The 19,674-nt window shown below is 54.7% G+C and carries 17 protein-coding genes and 3 pseudogenes; 14 read left to right on the top strand and 6 right to left on the bottom strand.

From position 1 onward, the window contains the following. Window positions 1-154: 154 nt before the first annotated feature. Window positions 155-823 (top strand): VOC family protein, encoded by a 669-nt coding sequence (locus F9C28_RS17920; protein ID WP_199016642.1) that lies wholly within the window; start codon window positions 155-157, stop codon window positions 821-823. Between the two features lie 75 nt (window positions 824-898). After that, window positions 899-2,485: a bifunctional 3-(3-hydroxy-phenyl)propionate/3-hydroxycinnamic acid hydroxylase MhpA gene (mhpA, locus tag F9C28_RS17915; protein WP_199016641.1), complete on the top strand. Its 1,587-nt coding sequence runs from the start codon at window positions 899-901 to the stop codon at window positions 2,483-2,485. 89 nt (window positions 2,486-2,574) lie between these two features. Here the strand turns inward: mhpA and smpB are convergent, their stop codons facing one another. After that, window positions 2,575-3,057, bottom strand: coding sequence for an SsrA-binding protein SmpB (smpB, locus tag F9C28_RS17910; protein WP_199016640.1), 483 nt, complete (start codon window positions 3,055-3,057; stop codon window positions 2,575-2,577). Window positions 3,058-3,230: 173 nt separating this feature from the next. Here smpB and F9C28_RS17905 point away from each other — a divergent pair, with 173 nt between their 5' ends. Next, entirely contained in the window at window positions 3,231-3,668 is a 438-nt protein-coding gene (locus tag F9C28_RS17905; RefSeq protein ID WP_199016639.1) for a type II toxin-antitoxin system RatA family toxin, read from the top strand. Window position 3,669: 1 nt separating this feature from the next. Further along, window positions 3,670-3,948, top strand: coding sequence for an RnfH family protein (locus tag F9C28_RS17900; RefSeq protein ID WP_408641536.1), 279 nt, complete (start codon window positions 3,670-3,672; stop codon window positions 3,946-3,948). Between the two features lie 94 nt (window positions 3,949-4,042). On the opposite strand, the gene bamE is transcribed toward F9C28_RS17900, so the two are convergent. From bamE to nadK, 3 genes are all read right to left on the bottom strand, one after another. After that, window positions 4,043-4,393 (bottom strand): outer membrane protein assembly factor BamE, encoded by a 351-nt coding sequence (gene bamE / locus F9C28_RS17895; protein ID WP_199016637.1) that lies wholly within the window; start codon window positions 4,391-4,393, stop codon window positions 4,043-4,045. A 249-nt stretch (window positions 4,394-4,642) separates the two neighbouring features. Next, window positions 4,643-6,304 carry a DNA repair protein RecN gene (recN, locus tag F9C28_RS17890; protein ID WP_199016636.1) on the bottom strand — a complete coding sequence of 554 codons (1,662 nt, stop codon included), beginning with the start codon at window positions 6,302-6,304 and terminating at the stop codon, window positions 4,643-4,645. A gap of 85 nt (window positions 6,305-6,389) precedes the next feature. Further along, window positions 6,390-7,268, bottom strand: coding sequence for an NAD(+) kinase (nadK, locus tag F9C28_RS17885; RefSeq protein ID WP_199016635.1), 879 nt, complete (start codon window positions 7,266-7,268; stop codon window positions 6,390-6,392). Between the two features lie 122 nt (window positions 7,269-7,390). Between nadK and grpE the strand changes: the two genes are divergently transcribed. Next, window positions 7,391-7,981, top strand: a complete 591-nt coding sequence (gene grpE, locus F9C28_RS17880; RefSeq protein ID WP_199016634.1) for a nucleotide exchange factor GrpE — start codon at window positions 7,391-7,393, stop codon at window positions 7,979-7,981. Between the two features lie 78 nt (window positions 7,982-8,059). Here the strand turns inward: grpE and F9C28_RS17875 are convergent, their stop codons facing one another. Continuing rightward, complete coding sequence (locus F9C28_RS17875) at window positions 8,060-9,355, bottom strand: HlyC/CorC family transporter (protein ID WP_199016633.1); 1,296 nt, start codon at window positions 9,353-9,355, stop codon at window positions 8,060-8,062. A 22-nt stretch (window positions 9,356-9,377) separates the two neighbouring features. Further along, window positions 9,378-10,166 (bottom strand): cytochrome C assembly family protein, encoded by a 789-nt coding sequence (locus tag F9C28_RS17870; protein ID WP_199016632.1) that lies wholly within the window; start codon window positions 10,164-10,166, stop codon window positions 9,378-9,380. Window positions 10,167-10,322: 156 nt separating this feature from the next. Here F9C28_RS17870 and ffh point away from each other — a divergent pair, with 156 nt between their 5' ends. The 9 genes and pseudogenes from ffh to F9C28_RS17815 all read left to right on the top strand — a co-directional run. Continuing rightward, window positions 10,323-11,684 (top strand): signal recognition particle protein, encoded by a 1,362-nt coding sequence (gene ffh, locus F9C28_RS17865; protein ID WP_199016631.1) that lies wholly within the window; start codon window positions 10,323-10,325, stop codon window positions 11,682-11,684. Between the two features lie 347 nt (window positions 11,685-12,031). After that, a complete protein-coding gene (rpsP, locus tag F9C28_RS17860; RefSeq protein WP_199016630.1) occupies window positions 12,032-12,280 on the top strand; it encodes a 30S ribosomal protein S16 in 249 nt (82 codons plus the stop codon). Between the two features lie 18 nt (window positions 12,281-12,298). Beyond that, window positions 12,299-12,847, top strand: coding sequence for a ribosome maturation factor RimM (gene rimM / locus F9C28_RS17855; protein WP_199016643.1), 549 nt, complete (start codon window positions 12,299-12,301; stop codon window positions 12,845-12,847). 31 nt (window positions 12,848-12,878) lie between these two features. Next, entirely contained in the window at window positions 12,879-13,652 is a 774-nt protein-coding gene (gene trmD / locus F9C28_RS17850; protein WP_199016629.1) for a tRNA (guanosine(37)-N1)-methyltransferase TrmD, read from the top strand. Window positions 13,653-13,698: 46 nt separating this feature from the next. Continuing rightward, window positions 13,699-14,046: a 50S ribosomal protein L19 gene (gene rplS / locus F9C28_RS17845; RefSeq protein WP_064600766.1), complete on the top strand. Its 348-nt coding sequence runs from the start codon at window positions 13,699-13,701 to the stop codon at window positions 14,044-14,046. Between the two features lie 472 nt (window positions 14,047-14,518). Then, window positions 14,519-15,085, top strand: a pseudogene (locus F9C28_RS17840) (POTRA domain-containing protein); the annotation flags it as partial. 61 nt (window positions 15,086-15,146) lie between these two features. Beyond that, window positions 15,147-17,966 (top strand): annotated as a pseudogene (locus F9C28_RS20350) (hemagglutinin repeat-containing protein); the annotation flags it as partial. A 205-nt stretch (window positions 17,967-18,171) separates the two neighbouring features. Continuing rightward, window positions 18,172-18,402: a hypothetical protein gene (locus F9C28_RS17820; RefSeq protein WP_199016628.1), complete on the top strand. Its 231-nt coding sequence runs from the start codon at window positions 18,172-18,174 to the stop codon at window positions 18,400-18,402. Between the two features lie 73 nt (window positions 18,403-18,475). After that, a pseudogene (locus F9C28_RS17815) lies at window positions 18,476-19,234 on the top strand (VENN motif pre-toxin domain-containing protein); the annotation flags it as partial. Window positions 19,235-19,674 lie beyond the last annotated feature (440 nt).

The raw sequence follows: 19,674 nt of genomic DNA, 5'->3' as shown, positions 1-19,674 counted from the left end.
CCAGAGTTCATCGCTGATCTGCCACTTGTTGCCCGTCATACTTCGCCCTCAAAAATTGCCATTATTTTCGATCTGACAATTCCTTTTGGGATAGGTTCTTAACTGCTACGACGCGGATTATGCCGCCCTGCAGCAGCAACTCACTGAACACCATGTGGCCACCGAAGCAGGTGACGGGCCGGGGATATGGTTTCGCGACCCGGATGGCAACCTGCTGAATATCAAACCCGGCGTGAAGACTATCCCGGATGCGCCCGCGGTCACGGCGGCCCGGGCGGTTCAGGCGGATCAGCGCGGCACTGTGACCCGGGATGCGGTACCCACCATCCATCCTCAGCGCTTGTCCCATATTTTACTGTTTTCCGCCGATGTGCCCCGGGCTATCCGTTTTTATCAACAGGTCCTGGGGCTGAATCTGTCGGACTTCTCCCGGGACATTATCGCCTTTATGCACGCCCGCCACGGCTGTGATCATCACCTGGTGGCGTTTGCTAAAAGCGGGGGCAAAGGCTTCCACCACGCGGCCTGGGAAGTCAGCACTATCGACGAGGTCGGTAACGGTGCAACCCAAATGGCGGCGGCGGGCTTTAAAGAGGGCTGGGGAACCGGGCGCCACTGTCTGGGATCAAATTACTTCCATTATGTGCGCGACCCCTGGGGCTCGTTTTGCGAATACTCGGCAGAGATCGATTTTATTAGCGCTGGCTATACCTGGCCTACCGGCGATTTTCCCCCGGAAAATTCCCTGTATCTGTGGGGGCCCGATGTTCCCGCTGACTTCATTCATAACACCGAACTGGAGCCGCTTGTCACAGCGGAGTAAAACAGCGGCCAGGCGCCTGAGTAAGCAGAAATGCCAGGGGACTGGTGTGTCAGGGGTTTTTAGCGGAATAAGAGTATGAACGATAAAATGTTTGATGTTGCTATCGTGGGTTATGGCCCGGTGGGGCAATTGCTGGCGTTAATTTTAGGCCGGATGAATTATCAGGTAGTGGTCTATGAGCGCTGGGAGTCGCTTTACCCGCTACCGCGGGCGGTGTTCCATGATCATGAAATTCGCCGCATGCTGCGTCTGCTAGGGCTGGAAGAGGAGGTGGCGGCAATTTCTCATCCGGCATCGGCCTATCAGTGGTTCAACGCAGACTGGCAACAACTGGTGGAAATCGACTGGGCCTGCGAGTCAATCAGCGATGGCCCCTATGGCTACTTCTTTAACCAGCCGGAGCTGGAGGCGATTTTCGACCGCCAGGTGAAGCAGCTGGATAACGTCTCCCTGCGCCAGGGCTGGGAGGTGAAAACCCTGACCCAGCACCCGGATAACTGTGTGCTCTCGATGGTGAGAACCGCCCAGCATCAGGCACCGGACGCCCCGGTGAGCCAGGTGCGCGCCCGTTATGTTATTGGCGCCGATGGCGCCAATAGTACTATCCGGCGCGAATGCGGCATTAACTGGCTGGATTTAGGCTTTGCCGAAGACTGGCTGGTGGTGGACGTTAAACCACACGACGGCGTTGAGCTGGATTTGCCCGCCGCCGCTCAGTGGTGTAACCCACAGCGGCCAACCACCCTGGTGCCCGGCGGCCCCCACTACCGGCGCTGGGAATTTATGCGTCTTCCCCATGAGACGCTGGAGGATTTGCAACACACTGAAAAGGTATGGTCGCTGTTATCAGAATGGGCGACCCCGGAGCAGGTCACGCTTATCCGCCATGCGGTTTACCAGTTCCGCTCGCGGATTGCCGAGCAATGGCACCAGGGGCGGGTGGTACTGGCGGGGGATGCGGCCCACTTAATGCCGCCTTTTATGGGGCAGGGCATGTGTTCGGGCTTGCGCGATGTGTGGAACCTGAGCTGGCGGCTGGATAAGCTGCTTAGCGGCCAGGCCTCTCCGGCGGTGCTGGATGACTATACCGCTGAGCGGAAACCACAAATTCGCGCGGTTATTGAGGCATCCATGGCCATGGGGCGCGTGGTGTGTGTTTCAGATCCACAGCAGGCGGCTGACCGGGACACGGCGTATTTAACTGGCCAGGTTGCACCGCTGCCGCCGTTCCCGGGGATCACTGACGGGTTAATTTACCGTACGGTGCCCTCGCCGGTGGCGGGGACGCTTTCGGTGCATGGTGCGCTGCGCCGCCAGCAGCACACCGCGCGTTTTGATACGTTGTTTGGCCGGGGATTCCACCTGGTGATTAGCGAGTCCGGGGTGAATGCATCACAGTTGCCCGCTCTGGCGGCCCGGCTGAGCCTCGCCGGGGGGCAAGTGGTGGTGGTGTCTGATAATCCAGACAGCGAGACGGCATACTATGATGTGTCGGGTAAGTATCTGGATTTTATGCGCCAGCATAATGTGAGTGCGTTCCTGGTGCGCCCGGACTTTTATATTTATGGGGCCGCCAGCCAGTGGCCGGATATCACCGCAATGGTGGATGCGCTGGTGGCAACAGTCCAGCCTGGGGCGGTGGCGGAAACGCTCGCTATCTGATCCAGTCCGGGGCCGGTAAAAATGAAAAAGCCTGCGGGGGAATGCCGCAGGCTTTTTGCGTATGGTGCGCTCAGATGTTGATGCCGAACTTAGCGCCCGGCGTGTTTCATAATACGGGCTTTATCCACCTGCCATTCGCGATCTTTCAGATCGGAACGTTTATCGTGCTGCTGTTTACCTTTGGCAACGCCGATTTTGACTTTGCACCAGGCGTTTTTCCAGTACAGCGACAGGGCGACCACGGTGTAACCGCCGCGGTTAATTTGGCCGTACAGCGTATCCAGCTCACGCTGGTTCAGCAGCAGTTTGCGGGTTCGGGTCGGGTCACACACCACGTGGGAGGAGGCGACACTCAGCGGAATAAAGTTGGAGCCAAACAGGAATGCTTCCCCGTCTTTCAGGATAACATAGCTGTCACTGATGTTTGCCTTCCCGGCGCGCAGGGATTTTACTTCCCACCCCTGCAGGGCAAGTCCCGCTTCGAACTCTTCTTCAATGAAGTATTCGTGGCGAGCGCGTTTGTTGAGCGCAATGGTGGCTGAGCCAGGTTTGTGTGCTTTTTTCTTCGTCATAGTGCCGCTCAGTATACGTAATCCGACAGAAATTAGCACCCCATCCAGTGGGGGCTGAGGGCCGTTATCTTAGCATGGCTTACTGACGGTGTAGCACGCCTTGTGCCAGAGTTTTTTGTTTGCACAGGGATAAATGTTATTATTCGCCGGTTGTATGACTCACGGGAACGACTATGCCGCAGATCAGCCGTACCGCACTGGTCCCTTTCAGCGCGGAACAGATGTATAAGTTAGTGAATGATGTACCTTCTTATCCGCAATTTTTGCCAGGGTGCGTAGGTTCCCGGGTGCTCCATTCTTCCGCGGACGAAATGACCGCCGCTGTGGATGTCTCGAAAGCGGGGATCAGTAAAACGTTCACTACCCGGAATATATTGACCAGCAACCAGAGTATTTTAATGCAACTGGTCGACGGCCCGTTCCGTTCACTGGTTGGCGGCTGGAAATTTACGCCGCTGACTTCAGATGCCTGCCGTATTGAGTTCCAGCTGGATTTTGAGTTCACTAATAAGCTGATTGAGCTGGCCTTTGGCCGGGTGTTCAAAGAGCTGGCCATCAGTATGGTGCAGGCGTTTACCCGCCGGGCCAAAGAGGTCTATAGCGTTGTCTGATATGCATATTGAAGTGATTTATGCGCTGCCGCAAAAGCAGTATCTGCGCCGTGTCGTGCTCCCGGCCGGGGCCACTGTTGAAGAAGCTATCCACGCGTCCGGTATTATTGAGCTGCGCCCGGAAATCGATCTGGCCAGCAATAAAGTGGGGATCTATAGCCGCGCGGTGAAACTGACTGATGTGCTGCAAGACGGTGATCGGGTGGAGATTTACCGGCCGCTGATTGCCGATCCGCGCGCACTGCGCCGGGAGCGGGCTGAAAAGTCAGCGAAGAAATAAGCAGCGTCGCGCGGGTAAGTAACAGCCGTTCCGGTAAACGCCAGTACAAGTAAAAAAGGTGCCCTCGGCACCTTTTTTGGTTTCAGTCTGCGGATCAGTTGCTGTGTTTGCTGGCCAGCGCAGGCTTGTTATCGATATTGGTCAGAACACCGTTGCTGTCGAAGGTCAGGGTCAGCGTTTGCTGGGTTACCTTCTCATGCCCCGGCTGCTGGCGGAATACATAGAACCAGGTGTTGGTGCCGAACGGATCGCTCATCATTGGCGTTCCCAGTGCGTAAGCAACCTGCTGTTGGGTCATTCCCTGGTGGACTTTTGCAATATCTGTGGCAGTCAGGTAGTTACCCTGATTGATATCCGGACGATAAACCACGCGTTCCAGGGTGGAACAACCCGCGGTCAGCATCAGAAGAGCCGCAGCGGCAGCAGTCAGCGTTTTACAGCGCATAGTGATTTTATTCCTTTTCGGGCCCGAGCAAGTTCGTGGCTCATATGTAATATGCCGATGATAATAAACCTTTGCGCAGTTTAAAACCTTCAGACGCTTCACTATGACCGCCGCGAGTGAAAAAAGTTGATGAAAAGGCCGGTAAATCGTTACGGGACGCGCCGGTCAGATGAAATTTCGTACGGATAATAGTAAAAAACAGAACCGGGGGCCACCGGTTCTGTGTTGCGGTCGGGGGGAGAGTCGCCGTCAGGCGGCTAATAATTCCCGGGCATTTGCCAGGGTATTGCGGGTGACCGCGCTGCCGCCCAGCAGGCGGGCCAGCTCCTGCAACCGGGCGCGCTTATCCAGCGGCTGCATATGGGTTTCGGTCATCTCGCCATCGGTTGTCTTGCTGACAAAAAAGTGGTGGTGCCCACAACCCGCCACCTGGGGCAGGTGGGTAACGCACATCACCTGGGTTGATTCACCCAACTGGCGCAGCAGTCTGCCGACCACTGCCGCAGTCGGGCCGCTGATCCCCACATCGACTTCATCAAAAATCAGTGCCGGGGTGTCCATTTTACGGGCGGTGATGACCTGAATGGCCAGGGCAATACGCGACAGCTCACCGCCGGAGGCCACTTTGGCCAGCGGTTGCAGCGGCTGCCCGGGGTTGGTGGACACCCGGAAATCAACCCGGTCTGCCCCTTCGGCACTGAGGTGGTTCTCATCGAATTCGACGCTAATCTCCAGCACGCCGTGGGGCATGGCGAGGGCGTGAATACTCTCGGTGATCAGTTGGCTCAGCTCCGCAGACTGTTTCAGCCGGCACTGATGGAGCTGCCGGGCAATGCTGAGCGCCTGCTGATGATGTACTGAGACTTCTGTGACCAGTGCGTCGGCATCATCGGCCTGGGCATCCAGCAGTTGCTGTTCGTCGAGCAGGGTGCGGTACAGGGCGGGCAGGGCGTCCGGCGGGGTCTGGTGCTTCCGGGCCAGGGAAATCTGGCGCGAGATACGCTGTTCCAGTTCGTACAGCCGGTTGGGGTCTAAGTCCAGCCGCTCGCAGTAATGGCGCAGTTCATTGCTGGCTTCATCAATTTGGATGGCGGCTTCTTCCAGCAGATCCAGCAGGGCGGAGAGCTTATCGTCCATTGACGCCAGTTCACCCACGGTCTGGCGTACGCTGTAGAGCTGGCGCTGGATATTATCGCCTTCGGTTTCTGCCAGTATCCCCAGCGCCTGCTGGCCCAGGGAGAGCAACTGGCCGCTATTGGCCAGTACCTTATATTCTTCATCTATTTGCTCAAACTCCCCGTCCTGGGGGGCAAATTCATTGAGCTCTTTCAGCTGGTATTGCAGCAGTTCTGCCCGGGCGGCGCGCTCCTGGGAGAGCTGCTGGTGCTGGGCAAGGTCACGGCAGCTGCGGTGCCACTGCTGGTACGCCGCGGCCATGGACTGCATCAGCGCGTGCTCACCGGCATAGCCGTCCAGCAGGCGTTTCTGGTGTTCTGGTTTGAGTAAGAGCTGATGGGCATGCTGGCCGTGGATCTGGATCAGTAGCTGGCCCAGCTCCCGCAGCTGAGAGAGCGGCACCGCGGTGCCATTAATAAAGCCCCGTGAGCGGCCATCGCTGCTGAGTACCCGGCGGAGCAGGCATTCGTTGCCGTCATCCAGGGCGTTTTCTTCCAGCCAGCGCCGGGCGGCCGGGGTGTCCTTGAGGGCGAAGCGGGCGCAGAGATCGGCGCGGTTAGCGCCCTGACGCACCATTTCACCTTCAGCACGGCCACCCAGGCATAACCCTAGCGCATCAATAGCGATAGATTTACCCGCCCCGGTTTCCCCGGTAATGGCCGTCATCCCCTGGTGAAAATCGATCTCCAGTTCACGAACAATAGCAAAATTATTGATTGTCAGTTGCGCCAGCATAGCCACCTTCCTGTACATAACAACATAACTGTAATTTCATACAGTATATACTGGCTTTATATCCAGTAAAGTGGCGAACGCAATTTTAGAACAATTTTTTTGACCAGCCGAGTTTCGAGCTTAATGTATTGAAATAGCTGTAGTCTTTTGGATGGATTAAATTCAGATGGTAATCGCAGCGGCGGATGAACACATCGTCCCCTTCCTGAATCGGCAGGGCTATCTGGCTGTCACAGCTGATTTCCAGATCACTGCGCATATGGGAAAAACGCAGGCGGATAGTGCTGTCGCCGTTAATCACCAGCGGCCGGGCGGACAGGGTATGGGGAAACATCGGTACCAGGGTAATGGCATCCAGGGACGGGGTCAGGATAGGGCCACCCGCCGACAGCGAATAGGCCGTAGAGCCGGTGGGGGTGGAAATAATTAACCCGTCAGAGCGCTGTGAAAACGCGAATACTTCGTCGATATAGACTTCAAACTCGATCATATGGGCCACTTTCCCCGGATGCAGCACCACTTCGTTAATGGCGGTGCTCATGCAGGTATGGCGATCCTGATGGCGAATTTGTGCCTCCAGCAGGAAGCGGCGCTCGATAATGTAATGGCCTTCCAGCACATCAGCCAGTTGCTGCTGGGCGTTGTCCGGGTCGAGATCGGTCAGGAAGCCCAGATTGCCGCGGTTAATGCCAATTACTTTGATATCGTAACGGGCCAGCACCCGGGCTGCCCCCAGCATATTACCGTCGCCGCCGACGACAACGGCCAGATCCGCCTGCTGACCAATTTCCGCAAGTGTGCCGGTCCTCACATTTTGCAGTTTCAGTTCGTGCGCTATTTGTTGTTCGACCATCACGTCGTAGCCCTGCTCAGTAAGCCAGCGGTATAACATTTCATGTGTGGTGAGTGCGGTTGGGTGACGCGGGTGCCCGACAATACCGATACAATTAAAATGCGTGGCCATTATCCAGTGGTCCTTGTGCTGAGCAATAAACGACAATCTGTCAGGTTCCCTTGAAACCCGGCAACTGATCCCCATAATAAGCCAGGTAGCGAGATGAATGCCAAAAGAACGCGGAGAATTTCATGAGTAGTCAAGAACAGAAAGCGCCAGAAGAGCAACTCTCTGAGGAGAAGCAGGCCATGGAGCAACACGAGGAAGTGGAAGTAACAGCAGAGAACGCTAACACGGTGGATCCGCGCGACGAGCAAATCGCGAATCTGGAAGCTCAACTGGCTGAAGTGCAGCAGCATGAGCGTGATGCTCTGCTGCGGGCAAAAGCAGAGATGGAAAACCTGCGTCGTCGTACCGAGCAGGATGTCGAAAAGGCGCATAAATTTGCCCTTGAGAAGTTCGTTAACGAACTTCTGCCGGTGATCGACAGTCTGGATCGCGCTCTCGAAGTCGCTGATAAAAATAATCCGGACCTGGCCCCAATGGTGGAAGGTATCGAACTGACTCAGAAATCCATGCTGGATGTGGTACGCAAATTTGGCGTGGATGTTGTGGGTGCCGTTAACGAGCCATTTAATCCGGATGTTCACCAGGCGATTGCGATGGTGGAATCTGACGAGGTAGCGCCAAACCATGTACTGATGGTGATGCAGAAAGGCTACACCCTGAATGGTCGCACCATCCGTGCCGCTATGGTATCAGTGGCGAAAGCGAAAGCCTGATCCCGGTCCATAAGCGGTAAAAAAGGCCAGTCAGTGACTGGCCTTTTTTTGGCGTTATGTTCGCGTGTGGTTGCGGCGTTAGCCGGCGGTGCCTTCTACCGATTCCCGCAGGGTTTTCACCGGTAAGACTTTCACCTGTTTAATCATATTTTCCTGCACGTCGAGGATGTCGACATCGTACTGTTCGATGCGTACGCGGGTGCCGGGGGCCGGGATCTCTTCCAGCGCTTCGAGGATCATGCCGTTAATGGTGCGGGCCTCATCTTCCGGCAGATGCCAGTTGAAGGCTTTATTAATTTCCCGCACGTTGGCGCTGCCGTCGATAATGACCGAACCGTCGTTCTGGGGGGTAACTTCCTCCGCCAGGCTCGGTGACATCGAAGTGGTAAAGTCGCCGACGATCTCTTCGAGAATATCCTCCACGGTAACCAGCCCCTGAATATCGCCGTATTCATTGACCACCAGGCCGACTTTTTTCTTGTTGCGCTGGAATTTCACCAGTTGGGTGCTCAGTGGGGTGCCTTCCGGTACGAAGTAAATTTCATCCGCTGCGCGCAACATCACTTCTTTGGTAAATTCTTTTTTCTCGGTCATCAGCCGGTAGGCTTCGCGCACCCGCAGCATACTGATGGCGTCATCCAGTGATTCCCGGTACAGCACGATACGGCCATGCGGGGAGTGGGTGAGCTGGCGAACGATAGACTTCCAGTCGTCGTTAATATCAATGCCGACGATTTCGTTACGCGGCACCATGATGTCGTTGACGCTGACGTTTTCCAGGTCCAGCACGGACAGCAGCATGTCCTGGTTACGGCGCGAAATCTTACTGCGGGACTCATTAACAATGGTGCGCAGCTCTTCTTTGCTGAGCGCGGCACTGACCACGGCATTGGTTTTGATCCCCACCATGCGCATCAGCACGCGGGTGATCATATTCAGCAGCCACACCAGGGGCATCATAATGATTTGCAGCGGTACCAGCAGGAAGCTGCTGGGGTAGGCGACTTTTTCCGGGTAGAGCGCCGCCACGGTTTTGGGCAGCACTTCCGCAAATACCAGTACCACAAAGGTCAGTACGCCGGTGGCAATCGCCACCCCCGCATCGCCATACAGCCGCATGCCGACAATGGTCCCCAGGGCGGAGGCCAGAATGTTCACCAGGTTGTTGCCGATCAGCACCAGGCTAATCAGGCGGTCCGGGGTTTTAAGTAGCTTTTCAACGCGTTTGGCCGCCCGGTTGCCCTGTTTGGCCATATGGCGCAAGCGGTAGCGGTTGAGGGTCATCATCCCGGTTTCTGAGCCGGAAAAATACGCTGAAACCACCACCATGATGACCAGGGTGATGATCAACGTGGTGGTTGATATGTGTTCCAAAAGAGATCCTTACTGTGACTAATTAGCCGATGATGTATTGCAGAATTCGGCTTCCAAAATAGGCCAGAGTTAAAATAATGGCCCCTGCGACGTTAAATTTTACCACCTGACGCCCGCGCCAGCCTTCATGATAGTGCCCCCATAACAGAATGACATACACGAACCACGCCAGAATGGAGAGGATGGCTTTATCGAGGTTTTCCAGGCTGAATAAATTTTTCAGCCAGAACAGACCGGTGCACAGGGTTAATGTCAGCAGTACAACGCCAATCTGGGTGATGTGAAACATTTTGCGTTCAATGGTCATCAGCGGCGGCATGTCGGCACTGAATGACAGCTTTTTGTTCTTCAACTGGTAGTCTATCCACGCCAGCTGTAGCGCGTACAGTGCGGCAATAATCAGGGTCGCATAAGCGAACAGCGCCAGCCCGATATGGATCATCATGCCCGGCGTGGCTTCCAGATGGGTGATGAACTCGTTGGGCATAAAGGTCGCCAGGGCGAGGTTTATCACCGCAAAAGCGTACACGATGGGCAAGAGCAGCCAGCCGCGGTTGCAGCTGGCCACAATGGTCATGACCGCGCAGATCATCAGGCTCACCAGCGAGCCGACATTCAGCAGGCTGAGGTTTTGTCCGCCGCCGGGCTGGAAAATTCGTGCCTCAAGGGCCAGCGCATGGCTCACCAGTGCCAGCGCGGCAAACAGGATGGACAGACGCCGCCACGCGCTGTATTTGCGCAGCAGACCAGGAATAATCAGCGCCAGACTGGCTAAGTAAGCCACCAGGGCAAGGAGTGCAAAAACAGGCATAGTAGGGTGTCAATTGGTCGCCATAAATGAAAACGCAGTATACCGTCAGGTGTCGCCTGCTCCAACCGTCATCGCACTGGGGCAACGGTATGGTATACTCGGCGCATTCTGTTTACTGTCGCTTCGGCGGCCACTGTTATCACCTGGATTAGTGCAATGTTTGATAATTTAACTGACCGCCTGTCGCGTACGCTACGCAATATCAGCGGCCGCGGTCGTCTGACTGAAGACAACATTAAAGACACCCTGCGTGAAGTGCGCATGGCATTGCTGGAGGCGGATGTCGCCCTGCCAGTGGTGCGTGATTTTATCAGCCGCGTTAAAGAACAGGCGGTTGGCCATGAAGTTAACAAGAGCCTCACCCCGGGCCAGGAATTCGTCAAAATTGTTCGTAACGAACTGGTTTCGGCGATGGGGGAGGAAAACAGCACCCTGAATCTGGCGGCCCAGCCACCGGCGGTGGTGCTGATGGCGGGTCTGCAAGGGGCAGGTAAAACGACCAGTGTGGGTAAGCTGGGGAAATTCCTGCGCGAGAAGCACAAAAAGAGAGTGCTGGTTGTCTCTGCGGATGTGTATCGCCCGGCGGCGATCAAACAGCTGGAAACCCTCGCCGAACAGGTCGGGGTGGATTTCTTCCCGTCAGATGTAGGGCAGAAGCCGGTTGATATCGTCAAGGCGGCGCTGAAAGAAGCCAAACTGAAATTCTACGATGTGCTGCTGGTGGATACCGCCGGCCGTTTGCACGTCGATGAAGCGATGATGGACGAAATCAAACAGGTTCACTCGGAGATTAATCCGGTAGAAACCCTGTTTGTTGTTGATGCCATGACCGGTCAGGATGCGGCGAATACCGCGAAAGCCTTTAATGAAGCGCTGCCGCTCACCGGTGTTGTACTGACTAAAGTGGACGGTGATGCCCGCGGCGGTGCGGCGCTCTCTATTCGCCACATCACCGGTAAGCCGATTAAATTCCTCGGCGTTGGTGAAAAAACCGAAGCGCTGGAGCCGTTCCACCCGGATCGTATCGCGTCCCGTATCCTCGGCATGGGCGACGTGCTCTCCCTGATCGAAGATATCGAAAGCAAAGTTGACCGCGCCCAGGCAGAAAAACTGGCCAACAAGCTGAAGAAAGGCGACGGTTTCGACCTCAACGACTTCCTCGAACAGCTGAAACAGATGAAAAATATGGGCGGCATGGCCAGCCTGATGGGGAAACTGCCCGGTATGGGGCAGATCCCGGATAACGTCAAAGCCCAGATGGATGACAACGTGCTGGTGCGAATGGAGGCGATTATTAACTCCATGACCATGAAAGAACGCGCCCGCCCGGAAATTATCAAAGGCTCCCGCAAGCGCCGTATCGCAACCGGCTGTGGGATGCAGGTTCAGGACGTTAACCGCCTGCTGAAGCAGTTCGACGACATGCAGCGCATGATGAAGAAAATGAAGAAAGGCGGGATGGCGAAGATGATGCGCGGGATGAAGGGGATGATGCCGCCAGGGTTCCCGGGGCGGTAATCGGCCTGGCTTGTTTGTCATTCTGGCTTTGGGGTGTGCTCAACATGCTCACGTACTGCGTGTACGCTCCGCTGTTTGCGCGCACGCCGCAGCCAGACTGACTTCACCGCCAACGGCCTCGGCATGGGCGGTAATCGGCCTGGCTTGTTTGTCATTCTGGCTTTGGGGCCGCGTTTAATGGGCCCCTGAAGTTATCTTTATTTTGCTGTTTTCTCACTCCCGATCGCTGATTGCTATCTGCTGATTGCATTTTCCCCAGAAATCAGTAAAATTTTCGGGCTTTTAATATGACACCGGGCTCCGTTCCTCGATGGAGCCCGGTTGTTTTATTCACACAAGAGGATGTTATGGTAACTATTCGTTTAGCACGTCACGGCGCTAAAAAGCGTCCGTTCTACCAGGTAGTCGTAACTGACAGCCGCAATGCACGTAACGGCCGCTTCATCGAGCGCGTTGGTTTCTTCAACCCGCAGGCTAACGGCCAGGAAGAAGGCACTCGCCTGGATCTGGACCGTATTGAGCACTGGGTTGGCCAGGGCGCAACCGTTTCTGATCGCGTATCTGCGCTGATCAAAGAAGCAAAAAAAGCAGCTTAATCTGTCACGGTGGTCATGATGAGCAAGCAACATACCGCACAGATCCCAACTGACCCAATTATTGTGGGGAAGATTGGATCCTCTTACGGGATTCGTGGTTGGCTCAGAGTGTTTTCATCCACTGAAGACGCCGAAAGCATTTTTGACTACCAGCCCTGGTTTATCCAGAAAGCTGGTCAGTGGCAGCCGATCGAGCTGGAAAGCTGGCGGCACCATAATCAGGACATGATCATCAAGCTGAAAGGCGTTGACGATCGTGATGCAGCGAATTTACTCACCAATTGTGAGATTGTGGTGGATTCCTCGCAGTTGCCTAATCTGGAAGAGGGTGATTACTACTGGAAAGACCTTATGGGCTGCCAGGTAGTGACCAGCGAAGGATATGGCCTGGGTAAAGTCATCGATATGATGGAAACCGGGTCTAACGACGTACTCGTCGTGAAGGCAAACCTGAAAGATGCGTTCGGTATCAAGGAGCGGCTGATTCCGTTCCTCGATGGGCAGGTTATCAAGAAAGTCGATCTCGCTACTCGTACTATCGAAGTAGACTGGGATCCTGGTTTTTAAACCTCCGAACAAACGGTAATAAGACGGCGCTATGTGGATTGGCATAATTAGCCTGTTTCCTGAGATGTTCCGCGCGATTACCGATTACGGGGTAACTGGCCGGGCAGTAAAAAATGGCCTGCTGAACATCCAGAGTTGGAGTCCGCGTGATTTCACTCACGACCGGCACCGCACAGTGGACGATCGTCCCTATGGTGGTGGCCCCGGGATGTTGATGATGGTGCAACCTTTACGGGATGCTATTCACGCAGCGAAAGCGGCGGCAGGTGACGGCGCAAAAGTGATTTATCTCTCACCTCAAGGGCGCAAACTCGATCAAGAGGGCGTGTGTGAGCTGGCGACAAATCAGAAGTTGATTCTGGTATGTGGCCGTTACGAGGGGATAGATGAGCGCGTGATTCAAACCGAAATTGATGAAGAATGGTCAATCGGTGACTACGTGCTCAGTGGCGGTGAATTGCCAGCCATGACGTTGATTGATTCGGTCTCCCGGTTTATTCCTGGGGTTCTGGGCCATGAAGCGTCAGCAAGTGAAGATTCATTTGCGGAGGGCTTTCTGGACTGTCCACATTATACCCGCCCTGAAGTGTTAGCAGGCATGGATGTACCGGCAGTACTGCTTTCCGGTAATCATGCTGAGATACGTCGCTGGCGGTTGAAACAGTCGCTGGGCCGGACCTGGCTTAGAAGACCTGAACTTCTGGAAAACCTGGCTCTGACTGAAGAGCAAGCAAAGTTGCTGGCGGATTTCAAAAAAGAGTTCGCAGAGCAGCAACATAAACATGATGGGAATGACAATGCCTGAGGGCGTCACCCGTAAAATCAGTTTACCCAGGATAAGAGATTAAATTATGAGCAACATCATTAAGCAAATTGAACAAGAACAGATGAAGCAGGATGTACCTTCCTTCCGTCCGGGCGATACCGTGGAAGTGAAAGTATGGGTTGTTGAAGGTTCTAAAAAACGTCTGCAGGCATTCGAGGGCGTGGTTATCGCTATCCGTAACCGCGGTCTGCACTCTGCATTCACTGTTCGTAAAATTTCCAACGGCGAAGGCGTAGAGCGTGTTTTCCAGACTCACTCTCCGGTTGTTGACTCTATCAATGTCAAACGTCGTGGTGCTGTACGTAAAGCTAAACTGTACTACCTGCGTGAGCGTACTGGTAAAGCGGCTCGTATCAAAGAGCGTCTTAACTAAGAACGCATTCACGCTGCATCCAAAGCGTGTTGTGAATCAAGGGGTTAGCCATTGGCTAGCCCCTTTTTTTGGGCACACGGCGCCCCGTGCCATGTGCTTTAAGCGTGCAGATCTCTTTGCGAAAATAGCCAAAATATCAACTCTGTGACTCAATAAATATATTAACCCCCTCCAGATATCGTGTGTAAATGCTATTAACACAGTCAATAGTCGTGTTAATACACTCAGGGCAGAATAAAAATTATCCCTGGTAGTGATAATCGCCTGAGATTGTCATGAACTTATCTTATATTATATCTTCGGATATTCTTTATTTATTCATATTATTGTTTTTAATCGATATTTTATGTCTCTCTGAGGGCGTTATATACAAACGCCAATAGTTAAATTATCGATTTTTTATGTATTGCCGCGGCGTCATGGCCTGATGATTATCCTCCCGTTTTGTTCTTTATTATCACTATAAAGCGGGATGTTTATTTTGATACGGATAATTCATTTGTGCCGGTTATCAGGGGCTCTGGTGTTACCTCCCTGCTTTGCGGCGGGCGCTCAGGATCAGCCTGCAAGCGACCTTTTTAATCAGCAGCAACAACAAATAGAGGCCCGCCAGTCAGCGCTGGAGGCCCGGCTTGTGCCCCTGGCGCCGGATATTACTTCCGGGATTGCGCCTGCGGATACCGGCAGTGGCCAGTTTGTTACTGAGCACCCCTGCTTTATTGTGCACGAGGTCGTACTGACCGGGCGCGAGGATTTTCCCACATGGTTTCCGGCCCGGCGTATTGCCGGCATGGGTGTGGGCCACTGCCTGGGGATCCGCGGTATTAACCAGCTGATGTCCCGCATTCAGGACAGGATGATAAGCCATGGTTGGGTTACCTCCCGGGTGCTGGCACCGCAACAGGATCTGCGTAGCGGCAGGCTGACGTTGCACTTACTGGCTGGCAAGATCAATAGCATACGCTATGCGCCCGGCTCAGATGAGGGGGCAAGCCTCACGGGAGCATTGCCGCTCAGGCCCGCAGAGCGCCTGGATTTACGCACTATTGAACAGGGGCTGGAAAACCTGCAACGGTTACCCGGCGTCTCTGCCCGGGTGGATAACGGCGCGCAGCACCACCCTTTCCGGCGACAGTGTCAGCCTGCAGGCCGGGCAGGATTTACGGCTGGATGGCAGCCATGTGGCGGGCCGTGGGGATGTTTCGCTGGTTGCCGGGCGCGATCTGATGCTGACCACGGCGGATGAAGCCTGGCACCAGAACGATATTCAGCGGCAGAAAAAGTCCGGTCTGACGGGGAATGGCGGCCTGGGCTTTAATGTGGGATCCGCCAGCCAGAAGCTCACCCGGGATACGGACAGTAATATGAAAAAAGGCAGTGTGGTGGGCAGCAGCGCGGGTGATGTCAGCCTGACAGCCGGAAATACCGTCCGGGTTCACGGCAGTGATCTGGTGGCGGGGCGGGATTTATCTGTTACGGGGGCCGGTATTGCCATCACGGCGGCACAAAACAGCCACACCACCCTGACCCGGACAGAAAGCCACGCCAGCGGGTTTAGCCTGGCGTTGTCCGGCTCTGCCGGTAGTGGGGTGAATACCCTCGTACAGCAGGCCAGAGCCGCGGGGCGTGAGGAGGATCCGCGTCTGGCCGCGCTGCGCGGTATCCAGGCCGCACTGAACGCAGTGCGTACCGGCCAGGGTCTCCTCCTGGATCAGGCGGGCAGCAGCCATAACCGTATCGGGATAAGCCTAAGTTACGGCAGCCAGCACTCCCGCGCTGAGCGTAAAACGGAGCAGTTGGTGGCCTCCGGCAGTTCGCTGACGGCGGGGCGGAATATGTTCCTGACGGCGACACAGGGCGATATTCTGGCCCGTGGCGCGGCCCTGAATGCGGGCGGTGATGCATCGCTTTATGCCTGGCGGGATCTCCTGCTGGCGTCCGCCACAGATAAGCAGACGGTAACCGGTAAAAACAAAAGCCAGGGCAGCAGCGCCGGGATCGGGGTGGGGGCAGGCCTCAGCGGTACTGTCAGTGTCAGCAGGAGCCGTGGTGATGAAGATGGCACCCAGCTCAGCCATACCGGTACCACGCTGGACAGCGACGGAAATGTACAGCTGTACAGTGGCCGGGATACCACCCTGGCCGGTGCCCGGGTCAGTGGTGGGCGGATCCTGGCGGAGGTGGGGCGGGATCTCACCCTTGCCAGCCCGCAGGACAGTGAGCGTTATGACAGCAGACAGCGGGGCTACAGTGCCGGGGACAGTGTGTCTCCCGGGGGCGGGGCTGCCGGTGTCAGCGCAACGCATACCCGGCTGCACAGCCGCTATCAGGCCGTGCAGCAGCAGAGCGGTCTGTTTGCCGGTGAGAGGGGATTTGATATTACGGTGGGCAACCATACGCAACTGAACGGGGCGGTCATCGGCTCTGATGCCACGGCAGATAAAAACCGGCTGGAGACCGGCACGCTGGGGTTCAGCGATCTGCGCAACCGGGCAGAATTTACGGCGCAGCAGCAGCGTGCCGGTATCAGTACCGGCGGCAGCCTGGGCGGGATGTTCCTGGGCAATATGGCCAGTACCCTGCTGGCCGGGGTGAACCATCACGGCACTGCCGGTTCAGCCACACAGGCGGCGGTGGCTGAGGGGCAGATACTTATCCGGGATCCGGCCGCTCAGCAGCAGGATCTTACCCTGCTGAGCCGCGATGTGAGCGGGGCTCAGCGGTCGCTGGGCCGGATCTTTGACAGTACGGCAGAGCAGCGGCGCTTGCAGCAGGCGCAGTATCCCGGTTATACGCCGGAGCAGTTGCGTGATACGGCGATTTATAAAGCTGAAGCGCAGAAATACGGTACGGGAAGCGCTGTCCAGCAAGGTATACAGGCGGCCACGGCGGCGGTACAGGGGCTGGCAGGGGGGAACCTGGCTCAGGCGCTGACCGGGGCCGGGGCACCGTACCTGGCCACTCAAATCCACCGGCTGGCACCGGACGAGGCAGCACGGGGGATGGCGCACGCGGTGGTGGGGGCGGTGACGGCGTATGCGGCGGGTAATCCGGCGCTGGCGGGGGCCACCGGCGCGGTCAGCGGAGAGCTGATGGCACAGTGGGTGATGAACCAGCTGTATCCGGGCCGGGGGGTCAGTGAGCTGACAGAAACAGAGCGGCAGACTGTCAGTGTGCTGGGTACGCTGGCGGCGGGCCTGGCCGGAGGAGTTTCCGGAGGCGGTAGCGAATCTGCCCTGGCAGGGGCAGAGGCAGGAAGGAATGCGGCGGAGAATAATGCGCTGGGAAGTGTGCTGGCGGCTGCAAATAAGCAAAAGCCCGGTACGACAGCGAATTACGAATCCGGCACGCAGGAAGCAATCAAAGAAGCCTGTAGTGGAAATACACCGGTATCCTGCCAGACAGTAGTGGCAGCGATGGGAAGCGTGATGGTATGGCCGCTACTGCCCGGCGCGGCAGCAACAACCAGCCTGATAGGTGCCGGAGCTAACGCAGGTGTGGGCCTGCTGATTAACGGTGAAGTAAATCCAAATGACGTTATTCTGGGTTACTGGACTGGTGCATTGACAGCAGGAACCGGGTTATGGGGGACGATGGCAGTGAATGTAGGTAGTGGTGCCACGTCCAGCTATATTAAAGGAGATGATCCGCTAAAAGGTGGGTTGATCAGCGGGGCTGCATCCGGGCTGGGTTATGGAGTAGGGAAACTTGTTGAGCTACCATTGGATAAAATTTTTAACCCAATGAAACCCTGGAAAGACTGGCTCTGGGTCGATGCCGGAATGGGGATATCTAAACCATTGCAGTTAGATCCGTTACCTGGAATAGTTGGGAATGCTGGTTCCAGTTTAACTACAGAAATAATAAATGATCAGGTAGGTAAATTTGAACTCAACAAATTGAAGGTAGAACAGAAATGACCTTCAAAGGATTTATTTTGATGTATACAATTCTTATTTTGATATGCGTTTTAGCTTTGAATGCTTTTTCGCTATTGGTATTCATCGGAATAAGAACATTTTTCTGGGTTGCATTCAATGTACCATTCGAGCTACCAAGTGATGATTTAATCAAATATTGTAAAGCATCAACTTTTTCTGGTGTAGTGATCGCAACAGGCTGTTGGTGGATTTATTTCCAACGCTTCAGGAAAAATCGCAAGCGGGAGTAAAGAAATGTCTGCAGACCTACGTTGTTGCTGAGAATAATATGCTGGGCGAGATAGCTGGATCGGGCATTAGTTTTTGGTTGGGTGAAACCTCGGATAACACGGCAGAAGATAAAGCCAAGCTAGCGGGTGGTATAGCGAAGGCAATGCAATTGTTTCTGCAGAAATGGTCGGGACGGGCAGATTAGGGGGGCCAAAAGGAGCGTAAATTACAGTAGTAATAGGTGGTGGCGCTAACACTATTATTCAGTAGCGGAGCGGCAGACGGTCAGCGTGCTGGGTACGCTGGCGGCGGGCCTGGCTGGTGGACTTTCCGGAGGCGATAGCGTATCAGCCCTGGTGGGGGCAGAGGCAGGAAGGAATGCGGCGGAGAATAATAACCTGCACTTGCCATCCGGGATGATGAATTACGGTCAGGCGGTAGCATCATTGAACCAGTACGCACAGGACAATAATCTGACAATGGAACAAAAACAGGCCGGGCTGGAGCAACTGGCGAGAGGTGATTTGCCGGAAGGTGCTAATATCACTAAAGCTATTGTTGAAGGCTACCAAGATGGAGTGATGATTGCAGGAGCATGGTATCTTGGGCCTGCGGCATCAGTCGGTAAGGTGATTGGTGGTGGAGTTATTGCTGAAATAGCCAACGGAAGCTACCAGTGGTTTGATCTGAGCCTGCCAGGTAATGGAAATAAAAACTGGGACTGGAAGAGCAGTGCCAGTGCAGGCATTGCAGGTATGCTTGCGCCGGGAAGGACTATTGGACAAAACGTCGGAATAGCGGCTGGTAGCGCATTTTTCACTGATGGACCGGATACAGGATCTATTGGAGGGGCAGCGGCTGGAGCATGGGCCGGTGGGCTGTTCGGGGAATATGCGCCAGGCATTGTAAATGCATTAACAGGTAAAGAAGTGCCTGGTTTTATTTATGATTATTGGGGAGGTGTCGCTTCAGAATTCTCATCTGGACTAATTACAGATCTTAATAAACCCAAAGGGTCTACTGAGGATAAAAAATAATGAAGCAACTATACGGTTATGTAATGTTATTTATTTATAGTTGCTTGTCTTCCATATTGATGCTGTTATTTTTAGGTGGAGGAGTCGCTATTTTTTACTTTTTAAAAGGCAATGGATTTAATTTCCCAATAGATCAATTAAAAAGGGCTATTGTTTTCGGTTGTATAGCAGGATCTGCGATCACTTTGGCCACAATAGTCTTTAATCTGATAGACAAATATAGCGCCCATAAAAGGCCACCTTCAGATTCTGAGTAAATTTAGCCGCAACTCCCATCCATGTGGTAGTGATGTTTAAAACTAAATATTATCGCCACACTATAAATGAAAGATGGAGCAAAAAGGCTTTGTTGAATAAATCAGATTTCGGGTAAGTCTCCCCCGTAGCGGGTTGTGTTTTCAGGCAATACGCACACTTTCAGGCATACCTGCTTTCGTCAT

The organism is Shimwellia pseudoproteus (genome assembly GCF_016415625.1).
Classification (GTDB): domain Bacteria; phylum Pseudomonadota; class Gammaproteobacteria; order Enterobacterales; family Enterobacteriaceae; genus Shimwellia; species Shimwellia pseudoproteus.
Note: the sequence above shows the minus strand (reverse complement) of the source record. Positions and strands in the feature narration are given on the sequence as shown.